Below are 16,222 nucleotides of genomic sequence, written 5' to 3'. Positions count from 1 at the left end.
AAATTCCATGTGAGGGTTTTGCATGAAAAAGGTCTGCGCATTCATAATTATCATGTTGTTGGCTATGGTTATGGCTGGCTCCGGATGTACTGAAAAAATGTCTCCTGGTCCTGCTTCTAATAATTCGGAAAATGAATTTGAGGGACAGAAGCTCACTGTTTGTGCCGGAGCAGGACTTATAAAGCCCATGAATGAATTGATTGGGAATTTTGAAAACGAAACTGGAGCAGATATCGAGGTTCGTTATGGAGGAAGTGCTGAAATCTTCGGATTTCTGACCTCTAAGGAGTGCGATGTCTTCATTCCCGGAGACTATCACTACACTGAACAGGCTATGGAAAGGAATTATGTTTTCAATGACAGTGTGGAAAACCTGACCCGACATATCCCGGTTATCGCAGTACCTGCGGGAAATCCTGCAAACATAAGCAAACTCGAGGACCTGGCAAAACCCGGAGTAAAGCTGGCTCTTGGAGACCCGAATGGGCCTGCAATAGGCAGGGTCTCGGAAAAGATCTGTACACAGGCAGGAATCCTTCCTGAAGTACAGAATAACACAATTGTCAAGACTGCAACAGTAAATCAGCTCCTTATTTACCTCACGTCCGGAGATGCGGATGCAGCAATTATATGGGAAGATATGGCAAACTGGAGTGAAGCCAGTGGAAAACTCAAAGTAATCTCTATCCCTGAAAAACAGAATAAAATACAGACCATACCCACAGCAGTTTCCACATATACAGAAGACCCTGAACTGGCAGAAGCATTTAACACTTACATTGCAGGAGATGAAGCGAAGGCCACCTGGGAAAAATGGGGCTTTGAGCCATGCAGTTCTTAAAATACCCGGGTATGAAATACTCTTGGTTCAGGAAACTCACAGTGGGCATTGCCCTGTTCTTCACTTTTTTGCTTTTCTTATCCATAGGAACCTTGTTCTTCGTCCTTAGTCCATCAGAAATCTTTTCAGCCCTGCTTTCGGAAGAAATGCTTTATTCAATGAAACTTTCCGTGCTGACCTCTTCAATCTCAACATTTTCTGTAATGTGCTGTTCAATTCCGACAGCTTATGCCCTTTCACGTTTCTCCTTTCCAGGAAAAAGCATTATAAAAACCGTACTCGGGCTTCCTATGGCATTTCCTGAACTGGTAATGGGCCTTGCCCTCCTGCTTCTTTTCGGGCAGAGCTTTCTCGGGCCTGCGCTTGAAGCTGTGGGGATAAAGGTAACCTTCAGCAAGCTCGGGATAATAATTGCCCAGTTTTTTGTAGCCTTTCCCTATGCTATAAGGATTATTTACTCTACCTTTGAAGACATCAACCCAAGATACGAACTGGTCTCAAGGAGCTTTGGGTACGGGGAATTCGAAACCTTCAGGCACGTGACTCTTCCAATGGCAAAGAGTGGGCTTTTTGCTTCAGGAGTGATCACTTTTGCCCGCTGTATAGGGGCTTTTGGAGCAGTGCTGGTGCTGGCAGGGGGATCATATATGTATACCGAAGTTCTGCCTGTGACCCTTTACCTGAACATTTCCTATGGAAATCTGGAAATGGCAATCACAAGTGGAATTTTGCTCATGGGAATTGCTTTTCTTGCAATCCTCAGCTTTGAAAGGTTTGAAGGAGGGAGGCTGTGAGTTTTCTTGAAGTCAGGGACCTCTGCCTTGATGTAGGGGGTTTTGAACTCGACAGGATAGGGCTCAAAGCCGAAAAAGGAGATTATCTGACTTTGATAGGTCCTACTGGAAGCGGGAAGTCCCTTCTCCTTGAAACGATAATAGGGTTTTACGGTCCTGAAAAAGGCAGGATTATCCTCGAAGGAAAAGATATTACCGATCTTCCTCCTGATATGAGGCAGATAAGTATAGTGTATCAGGACCACATGCTTTTTCCTCACATGAACGTTTTCGAAAATATAGCATATGCAATTCGAAAAAAGCTCAGAGACAAAAAGCAGATCGAAGCTGAAGTAAGTCAGATTGCCGGAGTCCTCGGGATAGGTGAGCTGCTATACAGAAAACCAGCTACTTTGAGCGGAGGAGAAAAGCAAAGGGCAGCCATTGCAAGGAGCCTTATAGTCAGACCAAAACTGCTCCTTCTGGACGAACCCTTCAGCGCCCTTGATGCAAGAACAAAAGAAAAGCTCAGGAAGATGCTGAAAAAAGCGATCAGTGAGTACAGTACTACTGTTTTGCATGTGACCCACGATTTTGAAGATGTCTGGGCTCTGGCGAACCGCGTGGTCGTATTAAGGAAAGGGAAAGTTATGCAGTCAGGTGACCCTGAATCGGTTTTCAGGCGACCTTCTCCTGATTTCGTGGCCGAGTTTCTGGGCACCAATGTGCTTAAGGGAAAGGTAAAGGCTCTCGAAGGAAAACTTACAGTGATTGAAGCCGAAGGACTGAAAATCTATTCATCAGACCCTGCCGAACCCGGAGAAGAGGTTGCTGTCTCTATCCGCCCGGAAGAGGTTATTCTTGCCAGAGGGGTTATGGAAAGTTCGGCCCGAAACACTTTGAAGGGAAAAGTTTCAGGAGTTTTCAAAAAGGAACATCTTGTCGTGGTCGAGATGGATATGGGACATGCAGAAATTAAAGTCGTGGTTACGCCGACTTCATGTGAAATGCTCGGGCTCGAACCAGGCAGGGAAATATATGCTGTGTTCAAAGCTTCAAATGCCAGGATAATAAGGTGAATTTACAGGAAAATTCACAGGAAAATTCACAGGAAAATTCACAAGAAAATTCACAGGACAAGGAAAATTTGAAGTCGGAATGAACTAACGCATATTGGAAACAAGATTAACAGAGTCAGAAGTAAAATGAAAATACGCCGGTAGCAAAGAAATTGATACGAGGTCGATACGAGATTAATATAAAAACCGGCAGCGAAGAACATTGAACCATAAAAGCAAGGAATTTATAACGAAAATCTCTGAGGTAAAACATGATAGACCTTTTTGATCTGTATTTTTATGAAGACTGTCCTTATCAGGATGAAAGCGCAGAACTGCTCAGGCTTGAAGGCAGGGGAAAAATGAGGATTGTTTCAAGAGAAAACGGGATATGTGCCTGTGCCGGCGACCTGGCAGAGTATTATGAAAGAAAAAACCTGAAGACCCTGAATTACCTTCGAGATGGAGATACTTTCAAGCCCGGGGAGGCAATTTTCGAAGCCGAAGGAGACCTTAAACTCCTGTTCAGGTACTGGAGGGTTTCCCAGACTTTCCTCACCATCATGTGTGCAATTGCCACGAAGACGGCATCTCTCGTTAGTGCAGGACGAAAGGCAAACCCTGACCTTATTATTGCAACAAGTCGTAAGACCCACCCCGGATCGAGGATATTTGAGATTAAAGCCGTGCGAGCAGGCGGAGGAGACATTCATAGAAACTCCCTCAGCGATTCCATTCAGTTAAGCCAGAACCATCTGGAAGTTGCAGGCGAACTGGGAAAGCTCAAGGCTATTAAAAAGATAGAAATAGAACCCAGAACGAGAGAAGAAGCGTTCAAATATGCCGGAATGTCGGATATTATGCTCCTTGACCACATTTCTCCGGAAGAACTGCGGGAACTCGGGCCCGAACTTAAGAAACTAAATTCAAAGCTTGAACTTGCAGTGGGAGGAATTAAAGGGCCCATGATTCCTGAATATGCTCCTTTTGTAGATATTATCGTTATAAGCGCTCCCTATTACGCAAATCCACTTGACTTTTCAACAAAAATCGAAAGAATTTGAACAGAGATTTATAGAGATAAAAAGGTAAAAAGGTGGCAGCATGCCAGAAACAGAATATCCCGAAAAAAGAAAATTCCCGGAAACTGAAGAAAAAAAGGAAAAAAATGGACTGAAAGGAATAGGAAAAGGAAAAACAGGGGAAGTAAATAAAGGGGAAAGAAAAAAAGAAGAAACTGAAATTCTGCCCACCCTGGTGAATGCTCTCAAAAATGACCTGGGCTCTGCTCTTAAGGACATAGAAGTAAAGGATGTAAGGATAGGGCTCGCTTATATCGGAGTCCTGCTTTCTGAAAACTATGGGGGCGTTGCCTGTACCCCGCTTTACGAGTTTTCAGGCTGTCCTGCTCTCGGGTTTGCGGGCTCTCTGAAAGGTAAAACTGCGGATAAAGTGCTTGAACTTGCCCTTTCCAAAAATCCTCTTGAAGCTGCGGTAGGAATTGCAACTGCAAATGCTCTTTCTCACATGCTGCTGGATACAAAACCTGAAAACTTCCCGACATCAAACGTGGATATCCTTGACCTCATAAAACCCGAAGACAGGGTTGCAATGGTAGGATATTTTGGTCCCCTTGTCCCTAAAATCCTGAAAATAACCGAGAAACTTACGATCCTCGAAAAGCGTGAAATCGAATCTCCGAAAACCCTGACTCTGCCATCGGAAAAAGCCAGAGAAGTTCTCCCTGTATCGGATGTAATCATTCTCAGTGCAAGTACTCTCGCCAACAGGACTTTTGATGAACTACTGTCTCTGGGGGGCGCAGCAAGGGAAGTTGTCCTGCTAGGCCCAAGCTCTCCTCTTTACCCTGCCCCGTTTTTTGAGAGAGGAATTACTGCAGTAATGGGAACCCGAATCTTTGATCCTATAACTATGCTTACCATTGTCAGCGAAGCAGGAGGTACGAAAAAACTTCACAAGTACTGTGGAGAGAAAGTGGCATTTAAAAAAAACAAATAAATCAAAAATAAGTCTGCTTGAGCGAAGCAAAGCGTAGCGAAACAGACACCGTGCTCCCGAAGCGAAACTCTGGCAGCGAAGCAGGAGGAACGAAAAAACTTCACAAGTATTGTGGGGAAAAGGTAGCGTTCAGAAGAAACGAACAAGAATGAGTCCTTTTGAGCGAAGCGGGAAGGGAAACACCAATGTATTGAATAGCAAGTGATCCCGTATATTTATAGAAGAACTTTCTCCATAAAACAAACAGTAAAAAACATATGTTCAAACTTTTTTAATCCCGTTTCCTCAAACCCATATCTCTTATACCAGTTCTTTAGCTTTTCATTCTCATTTATGATTCCAATTGAGACTTTCTTTCCCCCACTTTGTTTAGCATATTCAACTACAAAGTCTATCAGTTTTCTTCCGTAGCCTTTGTGTCGCGAAGTCGGATGAACTGCTAATCTCTCCATATAAAAAATCTCATCGTTTGCTTTCTCAATTGCCACAAAACCTTCCTGTTTAATTCCAGCGTATAAACCGTACATCTTTACGCCATTTACTTTCATTTCTTTAAGCTTAGTAATATTAGTAAAGGCAGGGTTTGAAGGATTATCCTTTTCTGTAAGGTTAAAATCCTTTGCGACCGTTATGAAAGAAGTCTTTACAGTCCGCAAGCTTTCTTCTAAATCACTTTCAGAAGAGACTTCTCGGATATATATATTATCAGTATTGCTTTGTTCTGCAGTGATCATAAAAATACCGGCTTAACCATTCAATTTAAACAATACCAGATATCAATACCAGATATCAATACCAGATATCAATACTTATAACGCTACATGTCGTCTGAATTCTTAGCTCAAGCAAATTATCTAGCTTATCCACAACAGTAAAGCATGCAACATTATCAGTAAGTGTGTCTCATAGAATCGCTTTCTTTAATCGTTTGCCCTCATCCCGCTGTTTACGTATCATTCTATCCTTCATTTGCAACTTGTTCATAATATAAGCAATCTCCATTACCATTAAAACTGTATATAAAGGGAGTAATATTATTTCCAGAACTTTCGGTACGTTCTCGAATATATCCTGCAAAATAAAGCTTTAAAACAAAGCTATTAAGGCTTATATATAAAAATTAAGCTTTATTTCTATGAAAATTGTATAATTGATCTTTAAATTTAAAATAAATTCGTTTTTTCCCTCTTATCCTGCAAGTATCTTTATTTCTTTTTCTGGCAATTTAGCGGGCACACAGCTATAGGCTTGAATAAAGGAGATAAAATGAATATGCACTTTAAATTTCGAGGCATAGCCACACTGGTACTGTTAGCCAGTCTGGTTACCCTGGCAGTTTGTGGGTGCGTGTCCGGATCGGAAACTTCGAGCGAAGCTACGACGAGTACAACCACCGATACGACTAATAATACCAATACTACTTCTACGGCAAGTGAAGCGTACACGCAGAGCGGAGGAACTGAAACCAGCTCAAATCAGGCTTTTATTGCCTCTAATACCGATGAAAACGGAATCAAAGTTACTAATGGTGGTACTTTCACTCTTTCAAATTCGACGGTGACAAAAACAGGAGACACCTCTTCGAATGATAATAGCGACTTTTACGGCCTCAATGCTGGTGTACTGGCAGAGTCCGGAAGTGCAATAGAGCTCACCAATTGTACAGTAACTACAAACGCCAATGGCGCCAATGGTGTCTTTGCTACGGGATCGGGTTCTTCAGTAACTCTGTCCAATGTTACGATCAATACTTCTGCCGACGGCTCCCGTGGTGTGGATGCAACCCAGACCGGTAACATAACCTGTACGGATGTAAATATCACCACAGTCGGGCAATACTGTGCAGCCATTGCAACAGACCGTGGAAACGGAAATATTAATGTTACAGGCGGGACTATGAACACAGCCGGAGACGGTTCTCCAGGAATCTATTCTACAGGCAATATTACAGTTTCTGATTCCGTTATTACAGCTACAGGATCGGAAGCTGTCGTAATAGAAGGAAAGAACTCCATATCTTTGACGAATGTCACCATTTCAGGTGAGAAAAAATGTGGAGCTATGCTCTACCAGAGTTTCTCAGGTGATGCCGAAGTAGGTACCAGCAGCTTTACGATGAACGGAGGCTCACTCAATGCGACAGTAGGTCCTCTATTCTATATTACAAATACAGAATCCATAATAGAGCTAAAAGATGCTAACTTGAGTGCAGCATCTGGTACACTTTTGACAGCCAGCGCTGACAGGTGGGGCAATACAGGATCAAACGGCGGTGTTGTAACCTTTAAGGCAGAAAATGAGACTCTCAATGGTAATATTACCTGCGATAATATCAGTTCAGTCACAGCCATGTTGCAGAATAACACTACCCTGACCGGAGCAATTAATGCAAACAATACGGCAAGCTCGATGAACATGACCCTGGATTCAACCAGTACCTGGAATGTGACAGGAACTTCATACCTGACAAGTTTCACAGATGAAGATTCCACATTGTCTAATATCAAGGACAATGGAAATACCATATATTATGACTCAAATTCCAGCACAAATAGCTGGCTTGAAGGCAAAACTTACACCCTGACTGATGGAGGTCAGCTAACTCCTGTGACAGTTTCGCAGTAATGCCTGAATAAAAACTATTCTTGTAGCCTTAAAAGGCTACACTTTTTTCTGGACTAATCCAATTTCCACAGTTCTTTGGTTACTGTTCTTATATTTTGAGGAAACCTTTGTATGGTGGGAATGATGACCTTGCTTATTTATATGAACGCTTGAAAACCAGTAATGATAAAAGCCCTAAAATAACCATTATTGAAGTAAAGCCAGGTATTTGATTGGTTGTTTTATTACCAGCAGTCTCTTCTTCATTACCTGAGGAGTTGATGTCATTACTTTCATTCACATCTGGTATCTCATCTGCTGGTAAAAGTTCTTCACATACTGTTGGCACTTCTCCCCATTCAAAAACTACTGGCGCTTCACTTACGCCTTCTTGTTTACAGTGGTCGTCAATTATTAGGTAAATTTCATCAATTATTGACTCATTAACGTTTTCAGGAGATTTTTTATCAAACTCCACAAATATGTATCCCCTATAGTCATAACCATAACTAACAACTGGTCCACCATTTTCTAGCATATAATGACCAAGTTCAGCTCTGAAGCTATGAATACAATTCCCTGCTGTTTCTTCCCATCCCACTTTTTTATTAGCGTCTGTAATAACAGGCATTGTTCCCCGACTAGCTATGAATCCGGGTTCATTTTTAACTTCGTCGAAAATCTGAGGGCCATAATCCGGTAATGGGAGATCCTCCTCATCCTGTGCCCACATAAAGACCACAGGAACCTCACTTACGCCTCCCTGCTGTTCGCAGTAATCCTCAATTTTCTGATAGATCTCGTCAATTCTGGAGTCATTTACTTCTTCTTTATAGACGGAGCCCAATTCAATTATCAGCATTTCGTTATTGGAAGCGACGCTTTTTATAGAGTTGTCAAATTCGGAATATGACGGTCCTATTCGTGTAAGATTTGACCAGCAATTTACAATTGAATTTTCCCACTTCTGATCAATTGTTTCTGGTAAGGTTCCTCTGTATGCTATAAACGAGGGATCACTTGCAAATTCCTTTATAGAAGGCTCAGAGATCTCATTAGATTTGGAATCGTTAAACCCGCTATCATCTGCACTTGCAGAACTATATACAAAAAGAGAAACAAAAGTGATAAGCATTAGCCATTTACAAATATTCCTTCTTTTGGGCATTTTAATCAGACCTTATCAGTTACTTATAATCGTAACTTCTATTATTGTCTTAAATTAGTCTTAAAATCGAGCAGCTTCGAGTTTGTGCAAAGTGAAATCTAAATCAGTAGACAGAGCTTTTATGCGACTGGTCTCATAGCTCAACTGCACTATTTCTTTAACTAAGATAGTGTCAGAGCATAAAATACTTTTCAAATTTTATATGACGCAGCGTAAAACGAGAATTTTAAAAATATTTTTTCAGTTGAATCCCCTGCTAAGTCAAATACCCCACTAGCTTGCTGCGGGAATGGAAATTTGGAGCGTTGGTACGAAAATACCCTGTTCTTACAGTGGGGTACGCTAGCGCAACTTTGATTTTCCATGCTGGCTGTATAACCTATAAAATTACACTTAATTAAAGAATACCAGGTGATTTCATGCCTTCCGCACTTCTTCGCATATATCTAAAGCAAAACGCAACCTTTCATGACAAATCCATTTATGAGAAGGTTATCGAATTTTTACTTGATTCAGGTATTAATGGCGCAACTCTTCTCAGAGGAATTGAAGGTTATGGAGCGGATAAAAAGATCCATACCATAAAGGTCTTACAGCTAAGCCATGACCTTCCGGTAGTTATGGAAGTAATTGACGATGAAGAAAAACTAAGATCCTTAATTCCTCAACTGCGAGAGATTGTTGGAAACGAGCTTATGACGATTCAAAAAGTAGAAATTGTTTGATCGGATTCATAAAATGAAATATGAATGGAGCTGACCAAAACTCAAATTTATTTCTCTGAATTCCATATTCTAAACAGTTAATCGAGCTTCCGATTATGGATAATAATTTGGAAAATAATTCCAACAATTTGTTAATTTTTGAAATTAGAATTGGTTTTGGGATGAGCTCATCACTTATATTTACTTTTATCGAGTTGACGAGGGCTAGAAATTTCGTAGATTCAGCAGTCGGAAAAATATTTTAGTTCTTGCCAACCTTTTTACGGGAAAAACGACTGCATTTTCTGTCCTGCTCTTTGTCATTTTCTGTCCTGCTTTTTGTTATTTTTTGCCTGTTCTCTAGTATTTTCTGTCCTGTTGCTCTCCACATGGCTAATCCAATGGAGAATATGTACTCACGGTTATGAATAAAAAAGACCATATAATAACTAAAGGCAATATTAACGCTTATTCAGGGGAGTGATTAGCATGGTAGAGAATGAGCAATTGTATAATGAAATCAGGGAAGCTGTTAATGCTATTCCGATGAAGATTGGCTTTGAGGGCATAGATGGAATTTCTGAGTACATTACGAAGAGCGTTTTAGTTGGATATGCAATTGTCCAGTATACAGTCACAGAAAAGGGGTTAGACAACAGGGAAATCACGAAGAAGTTTGTTAAATCAAATCCAGTTTATCAGGATGGCTCAGGTAGTGATATCTACGGTGTGGATACCCACATCAAAGATGAGGAAACTGTAATTGGTGTTGTGCCAGCTACATGTCCAACATATGGAATTTTTGGATTAATGCCTCTTGATGACCTCTCACTCGAACAGGTCGCTTCACTTTCGTTTAGTCATTTTGGCAAAGACAAGTTTTTAGGATTCGAATATGAAGGCGTTGAACATCCCAACTGGATCAGTATGCTGCGTGAAAAGTGGATAGAGATAGTTTATGAACATGAAACGGAACGTGAGCTTTGGGGCGAAATCTAAGGATAAGGAACAAAAAGTCACAGAAATTTCTTTGGAGGCTTAGCAACTAAGTAAGCCTCCTATCTGGCTTTCGATATCGAAGGAATAAAGATGCAGGGATCAGCAGTTCTGGACATACACCACATGACGGTGATATGTAATCATAACGGTGATACGTAATCATAACGGTGATACGTAATCATAACGGTGATACGTAATCATAACGGTGATATGTAATTACATGGAATTTACAAAATAATCTACAGTGTCAAGAGGTAACTGGAATTTATTCAACGTTTAACTTTTTCTTTGCCTGCTGTTGTATTTTATGTAAACTTTCAACTGGTTTTGAATCTGCAAAATCATTTCAGGATACAACACTTATGTTGTATGGGTGAAATAGTGAGAAAAGCGCTGATTGTATTGGTAGTGTTGTTCGGCATATTCCTTGCAATAGGATGTGCAGGAAATAAACCGGTAACTCCAAATGAAACAGGAACCTCTGAACGGGCTGTAACTTCAGCCGAAGTAGTAACTGGAACTGAAGTCGTAAAGGAAACTCCTGTTACAGAAATAAGTCCTGCTGAAGCAGTTACTTCAACTCTAAAAAATACAACTGAAAGACAGAATGCAACTGAAATGCAGAATGTGACAGGAGTATCGGAACTAAAAGAATATACACTTAAAGAACTTGCAGAGTACAACGGTAAAAATGGGACGGTATACGTTGCCTATCAAGGCCAGGTCTATAATGTATCTGATAGTGATATTTGGAAAAATGGCACTCATAAAGGATGCGATGCTGGGACAGACCTCACTGGAAAAATGGACAAGACGCCTCACGGGGCTAAAATATTAAAGGGTTATCCTGTTGTCGGGACTTTGAAAAAATAACCTAATCCTGGAATCTGAGTATAACCAGGGTTCTATTAGACTTACTATCAAACTAGACATTATTTCTTTTTTTCCATTAATTAAGGTGAATAAGTTCTCTAAAAGAATTATATCTGAATTATATCTTAATTTAGACCTAAATTTCGATTTAGGCCAATAATTGTAGAGATGGCTGTAAATTACTATGGTATTTAAGAGGGAATCATAAGCCTTTCCCAAATAAAGAAATAAATAGGGTTATATTTTTAAGATTTTAGGTCGAACACAGAAAAATAAGGAATATAAACTGGTAAACATAAAAATTAAATGTCATTAATAATTTAAATAAGATATCACTGATTGAAATATTGTCTTTTTAGTAGGAAATCAATAAGGATATATTTAAGCCGCCAAATGCATATAAGCTCTTAAATAATAACTCATTTTTGATATTATGGGAATATATAGAAAAAAGTGGGATTTGGGGTAGAGGAAGAATGTTTGGGGAGAGTGAAAAAAACGTATCCAAACTAAAGGAGTTTTGGGTAGAATTTTTTGCAGATCGGAGAGACGGTGGCCACAGATTTTCAGATGATGAATTTATTTCCATGGAAGCCAGGGAAAAACTATTCCACCTTGGTGGGGGCAAAACCCTGCTTGACTTTGGATGCGGTGCAGGCGAGCTCCTGGTTTACTATGCGCCGGAATATGAACAGCTTGTAGGAGTTGATTTTTCCGCATCCATGCTTGATGAAGCAAGCAAAAAAATCAGGGGAAAAAAATATGGGAATATATTGTTAATTCAGGCTGATGATAAAACTGTCTGGGACAAACTGGAATACTCCTTTGATCGAATAACTGCAGCTGGAGTGATTCAGTATTTGACATTGCAAGAAATTGATAGCTTTATCTTTAATGCATCAAATTATCTTAATAAAGGGGGTAAAATAGTGTTATTCGACATACTGGACCCTCGATTATATCCATTATGGAAAATAGGACTGTTTTCACAAGACGCAAACTTCTTAAGTATTTTGCGCAAAATCGCTTTTGAATTTAAAGTTATATTATCGGCAAGCTTGAATAGTCACCCAAGAGATATTCTCGGATTTTCTCATAATCCAAGTGCAATTAAAAAAATAGCCGATAAATATAATTTTGAAACTACTTTTGTAAAATCAATGTATTACGAATACAAATATCATGCAATAATATTTCGAACTTCAGAGGCTCAGGAATTTTAATGATCATCTCGCTCTGGCGCAGTCTGCTTCAAGCAACAGGATATGTCCATGTCACCGCTTTAAATTCCGTTATATACTCTATTCTATATTGTCGTTGCCGTCTCTGCCATTACAATTTAATTACACCTTCGCTTATTAATCTCAAGGTCTCCACATAGAAGGAGTTTTCTTTTTCAAGTACCTTTTTTGACAATGTATCTATTGTATCGCCCTCCAGAACTTCAATTTCACATTGCCGAATTATCTTCCCTGCATCATATTCCTCCTCTACCAAATGAATTGTAACCCCCGTTGTATTCTCTCCTGCATCAATAACCGCTCTGTGTACGTGGATTCCATACATTCCTTTGCCACCATATTTGGGCAAGAGTGAAGGATGAATGTTAAGTATACGGCCTTTGTACTGTTTTAAAACCTTAGGTCCTAGTTTTTTCATATATCCTGCAAGGGCGACTATATCTGCGCCACTTTCAGTTAGGACTTTACATATTGCTTCATCTAATTCTTCTTCTTCTGGATGTGTTTTATTACTTAGGTGATATTCAGGAATCCCTGCTATTCTTGCTTTTTCCAGGGCTTGCGAATTTGAGTTATTGCTTATAACAGCACATATTTCCCCGTTCAAATCTCCTATTTTGCAAGCATCAATAATCGCTTGCATATTAGTTCCTCTGTGGGAAGCAAATATTGCGATATGTAATTTCTTTGTATTTTCACTTTCCATAATCTGTAACTCCGGCGGTGAAATTTAATTATTGTCAGGACATTACGGTCATATTTGCGGCAGGTATCATATATGTGTCTAATTCGTCGTTCATCAATCATCTTTTTTCTCTTCAAGCCCAGCAGCGATTTTTTTTACAGATTCTCTCCATAACTTCAAGTTCTTCTTCGTTCAGAATTTACTAAATCTTCTCAAAAAACTTCATATCTACCCAGTTTCCGATCTCAACCACCTTTTTTCCTTTATCGGTGAACTCTAGCAGGTAAATCCTTCCGTCCCTCGAAGAATCCTTTGTTTTCAACAGGCTTGGTGGTTAAGAACATCGGTTTTGACCGTGCAAAAGTAGCACGAAAAGATAAATAAAAACGTCTTTAAATAGTAGAGGGCCTGGGGTGTTAAGGAATCCAATTCTAAAAACATGGAGAATGTAAATAGGAATGGTTGGTTTTCTAACTCGATGTGTTCTTAGTTCTTATCCGAAAAGCGGTACTGTTAAGTCTTAGGGGGATGGTTATAATTGCATGTTCACATATAGCTAGAAAATGTCTTATCCCCCTAAGACTTAACAGTACCAAAAAAGGAAATGATAAAATGAAACCAACACGAGTTCCTAATAATCCTTGTTTTTCGTCTGGGCCTTGTGCCAAACATCCAGGTTATTCTGTTGAAGAGTTGAAGGATACACCTTTTGGCCGGTCACACCGGAGCAAACCTGGTAAGGAAAAATTAGCTGAAGCAATTAAAAGAACAAGAGATATGCTTGGACTTCCTGATGATTATCTGGTAGGTATTGTACCGGCTTCCGATACAGGCGCTTTTGAAATGTGCTTGTGGTCCATGCTAGGGTGCCGCGGGGTTGATGTCCTTGTTTGGGAATCTTTCAGTAAAGGATGGGCAACCGACATCACTAAGCAGTTAAAATTAAAAGATGTCAGAGTTTTTGAGGCAGAATACGGGAAATTACCAGATTTAAAGAAGGTCGATTTCAAGAATGATGTCGTCTTTGTCTGGAATGGAACTACTAGCGGAGTCAAAGTACCCAATGGCGATTGGATTCCTGATGACCGGGAAGGGCTCACGCTTTGCGATGCCACATCTGCTATATTTGCTATGGATATACCTTACCATAAACTGGATGTCATTACCTTCTCATGGCAGAAGGTTTTAGGTGGGGAAGGTGCACACGGGATGCTGATTTTATCCCCGCGGGCTGTTCAGCGGTTAGAAAGCTATACTCCTGCCTGGCCATTACCCAAGATTTTCCGACTGACCAAAGGTGATAAACTGAATAAGGAGATTTTTGAAGGCTCTACTATTAACACCCCATCTATGCTGGCTAATGAAGATTGGCTGGCAACACTAAAATGGGCAGAGTCTGTCGGAGGGCTTAAGCCACTTATCCAGCGGACAAATGATAATCTGGCGGTCTTTGAGGCATTTGTTGCTAAAAACAACTGGATTCATTTCTTAGCGGAAACAAAAGAGATAAGGTCCAGTACCAGTGTCTGCTTTAAAGTTGATTTATCCGATGAAAAGCTTAAAGAACTGATTAAAACGCTTGAAAAAGAAAAAGTTGCTTATGACATCGGTTCTTACCGTGATGCCCCTTCGGGTTTGCGCATCTGGTGCGGTGCTACCGTCGAGAAAGAGGATTTACAATGCCTCTGTGAATGGATCGAATGGGCTTACAATCTGGTTAAATAATAAAATCCTTTTTGTTATCAGCAAAGAAGGGTTCGTGAGAGATCGTTAATATCTTTTTTGCTGATAGCAAGAGAATGTTTTATCCAAAATAATTTTACTTTTTAAAGATATACGCCACTATCTAATAATATTTAGATTTTCTTACAAGACTTGTATTCTCGTATCTTCAAAATACGAATCTTTTGAACTAAAAGTTCGTATATTGAATAGGAAAAATATACAGGTTTTACTACAAATCCGTGTATATCAAAGAGAGTTTTAAGGCGAAATTATTTCAGGATAAATTTCAGGATAAAATACATTCCAGCTCCCATAAAATCACATATAAAAAGTAAAAAAAGAAGCCCATAGGCGTCAATCGATAGATTATACAAGAAGACGCATTGATCTGAGAAGTTGCAAATAACCTTCTTTATCTGCAACTCCTGATCATTTATATACTTCAGTGCTCAAACCACTTGTCTAAATCCTTATTCAATGTAGTAAGTGACCTGTACTGACATTGAGACGGTAGACTCGCCTGGCTGAATTGGAGTGGACACTGCTCCTGCTGCTGTTTCGGTTTGCATGTCGTATTTGGAATCTACTCCGGAGACGCCGGTTTCACTTACAGATGACGTCTGCACGCCGTTTATCTCAACACCCAGGCTCTTAGCAAGCGTAGTGGCTTTAGAGGATGCATCTGCTACTGCCTTATTCATCAGGTCTTCACGAAGCTGTTTTTGCTTGTCATCTGATACTGAGAATGAAACGCTTCCAATATTATTAGCGCCTGCGGCTGTGGACCTATCAATGATCTCACTCAGGTTGTCGAGATTTTTGGTTGTGACCTGCACACTATTGGATGCAGAGTAACCTTTGATTGTTTGCGTATCATTTGCATCATAGTTGTATACTGGGTATACGGAAACATACGATGTCTGTATTTCCTTGTCCTGCAATCCCATTGCTTTGAGTTCTGCTATTACAGCGTTCATAAGGGCTGCGTTTTTATCTGTCGCTTCCTTTGCAGTTTCAGATTGAATTACAACACCGATGTTCATTGTTGTCGTGTCAGGGATAACTTTCTGTTCAGCATATCCACTAATGGAAATAGTATTTTCCGTATTATCTTCGGACCCACTCTGTGAAATGGCGTATATCGTTGCTGACATCAACACCAGAACAACGGATAGCGCAACGATAACGTAATAAAGCTTATCGTTTTTATTTTCCTGTGACATTTTCACCTACTCCTTTTTCAATACTTTGTTCACTGGCTATTCAGACAATTCTAGCAAGTCATAGATGTACCCGCACATATTAAATAATTACTTAAACTTCAACTACGGTCGCAGTTATGAAAGCTTCCCGATATTGAAGAAAAAAATATACTAAAGTAATGGAAAGAAGAAAGGGAAAGGGTTGAAAAATAAGAAGTTGAGACCTTACGGCATCAAACAGCAGGCAATATTAAAAAATTTTGACACTCTTCAAAATATTCAAAATAAAATGATTTTTAATTTGACCTTTATCGCCAAATTTTGGCCTTC

Annotated in this window: 16 protein-coding genes; 12 read left to right on the top strand and 4 right to left on the bottom strand. The window is 39.9% G+C overall.

Annotation, left to right across the window (positions count from 1 at the left end):
- The first annotated feature begins 22 nt into the window (after window positions 1–22).
- The 6 genes from modA (at window position 23) to MSKOL_RS21455 (ending at window position 4,843) form a co-directional block, all read left to right on the top strand.
- The gene (gene modA / locus MSKOL_RS17500) at window positions 23–841 is read left to right on the top strand and encodes a molybdate ABC transporter substrate-binding protein (protein ID WP_048157938.1); all 819 of its coding nucleotides are present in this window, start codon (window positions 23–25) and stop codon (window positions 839–841) included.
- A complete protein-coding gene (locus tag MSKOL_RS17495) occupies window positions 829–1,635 on the top strand; it encodes an ABC transporter permease (protein WP_197078789.1) in 807 nt (268 codons plus the stop codon). The genes modA and MSKOL_RS17495 overlap by 13 nt, the downstream gene beginning before the upstream one ends.
- Window positions 1,632–2,693 (top strand): ATP-binding cassette domain-containing protein, encoded by a 1,062-nt coding sequence (locus tag MSKOL_RS17490; RefSeq protein ID WP_048157937.1) that lies wholly within the window; start codon window positions 1,632–1,634, stop codon window positions 2,691–2,693. The genes MSKOL_RS17495 and MSKOL_RS17490 overlap by 4 nt, the downstream gene beginning before the upstream one ends.
- A 251-nt stretch (window positions 2,694–2,944) precedes the next feature.
- Window positions 2,945–3,736 carry a nicotinate-nucleotide pyrophosphorylase gene (locus MSKOL_RS17485; protein ID WP_048157936.1) on the top strand — a complete coding sequence of 264 codons (792 nt, stop codon included), beginning with the start codon at window positions 2,945–2,947 and terminating at the stop codon, window positions 3,734–3,736.
- A 40-nt stretch (window positions 3,737–3,776) separates the two neighbouring features.
- Entirely contained in the window at window positions 3,777–4,691 is a 915-nt protein-coding gene (locus MSKOL_RS17480) for a Rossmann-like domain-containing protein (RefSeq protein ID WP_082091186.1), read from the top strand.
- 17 nt (window positions 4,692–4,708) lie between these two features.
- Entirely contained in the window at window positions 4,709–4,843 is a 135-nt protein-coding gene (locus tag MSKOL_RS21455; RefSeq protein ID WP_255351948.1) for a hypothetical protein, read from the top strand.
- Between the two features lie 63 nt (window positions 4,844–4,906).
- Here MSKOL_RS21455 and MSKOL_RS21255 read toward each other — a convergent pair whose 3' ends face one another.
- Complete coding sequence (locus tag MSKOL_RS21255) at window positions 4,907–5,425, bottom strand: N-acetyltransferase (protein ID WP_048157935.1); 519 nt, start codon at window positions 5,423–5,425, stop codon at window positions 4,907–4,909.
- A 538-nt stretch (window positions 5,426–5,963) separates the two neighbouring features.
- Between MSKOL_RS21255 and MSKOL_RS17470 the strand changes: the two genes are divergently transcribed.
- Window positions 5,964–7,316 carry a right-handed parallel beta-helix repeat-containing protein gene (locus tag MSKOL_RS17470; protein WP_048158450.1) on the top strand — a complete coding sequence of 451 codons (1,353 nt, stop codon included), beginning with the start codon at window positions 5,964–5,966 and terminating at the stop codon, window positions 7,314–7,316.
- 133 nt (window positions 7,317–7,449) lie between these two features.
- On the opposite strand, the gene MSKOL_RS17465 is transcribed toward MSKOL_RS17470, so the two are convergent.
- On the bottom strand, window positions 7,450–8,463 hold the full coding sequence (locus MSKOL_RS17465) for a hypothetical protein (RefSeq protein ID WP_048157934.1): 1,014 nt from the start codon (window positions 8,461–8,463) through the stop codon (window positions 7,450–7,452).
- Window positions 8,464–8,882: 419 nt separating this feature from the next.
- Between MSKOL_RS17465 and MSKOL_RS17460 the strand changes: the two genes are divergently transcribed.
- The 4 genes from MSKOL_RS17460 to MSKOL_RS17445 all read left to right on the top strand — a co-directional run bounded on the left by MSKOL_RS17460 (window position 8,883) and on the right by MSKOL_RS17445 (window position 12,262).
- Window positions 8,883–9,188 (top strand): DUF190 domain-containing protein, encoded by a 306-nt coding sequence (locus MSKOL_RS17460; protein ID WP_048123092.1) that lies wholly within the window; start codon window positions 8,883–8,885, stop codon window positions 9,186–9,188.
- A 468-nt stretch (window positions 9,189–9,656) separates the two neighbouring features.
- Window positions 9,657–10,166: a hypothetical protein gene (locus MSKOL_RS17455; RefSeq protein WP_048157933.1), complete on the top strand. Its 510-nt coding sequence runs from the start codon at window positions 9,657–9,659 to the stop codon at window positions 10,164–10,166.
- Window positions 10,167–10,535: 369 nt separating this feature from the next.
- The gene (locus MSKOL_RS17450; RefSeq protein WP_231592307.1) at window positions 10,536–11,039 is read left to right on the top strand and encodes a cytochrome b5 domain-containing protein; all 504 of its coding nucleotides are present in this window, start codon (window positions 10,536–10,538) and stop codon (window positions 11,037–11,039) included.
- A gap of 476 nt (window positions 11,040–11,515) precedes the next feature.
- Window positions 11,516–12,262, top strand: a complete 747-nt coding sequence (locus MSKOL_RS17445) for a class I SAM-dependent methyltransferase (protein ID WP_048157932.1) — start codon at window positions 11,516–11,518, stop codon at window positions 12,260–12,262.
- 109 nt (window positions 12,263–12,371) lie between these two features.
- Here MSKOL_RS17445 and purN read toward each other — a convergent pair whose 3' ends face one another.
- Window positions 12,372–12,986: a phosphoribosylglycinamide formyltransferase gene (purN, locus tag MSKOL_RS17440; protein ID WP_048123088.1), complete on the bottom strand. Its 615-nt coding sequence runs from the start codon at window positions 12,984–12,986 to the stop codon at window positions 12,372–12,374.
- Between the two features lie 591 nt (window positions 12,987–13,577).
- Here purN and MSKOL_RS17430 point away from each other — a divergent pair.
- Entirely contained in the window at window positions 13,578–14,690 is a 1,113-nt protein-coding gene (locus MSKOL_RS17430) for a phosphoserine transaminase (RefSeq protein ID WP_048124309.1), read from the top strand.
- Window positions 14,691–15,160: 470 nt separating this feature from the next.
- Here the strand turns inward: MSKOL_RS17430 and MSKOL_RS17425 are convergent, their stop codons facing one another.
- Window positions 15,161–15,913 (bottom strand): SIMPL domain-containing protein, encoded by a 753-nt coding sequence (locus MSKOL_RS17425; RefSeq protein WP_048157931.1) that lies wholly within the window; start codon window positions 15,911–15,913, stop codon window positions 15,161–15,163.
- Window positions 15,914–16,222: the final 309 nt, after the last annotated feature.

The organism is Methanosarcina sp. Kolksee, assembly GCF_000969945.1.
GTDB classification, from domain to species: Archaea; Halobacteriota; Methanosarcinia; order Methanosarcinales; family Methanosarcinaceae; genus Methanosarcina; species Methanosarcina vacuolata.
Note: the sequence above shows the minus strand (reverse complement) of the source record. Positions and strands in the feature narration are given on the sequence as shown.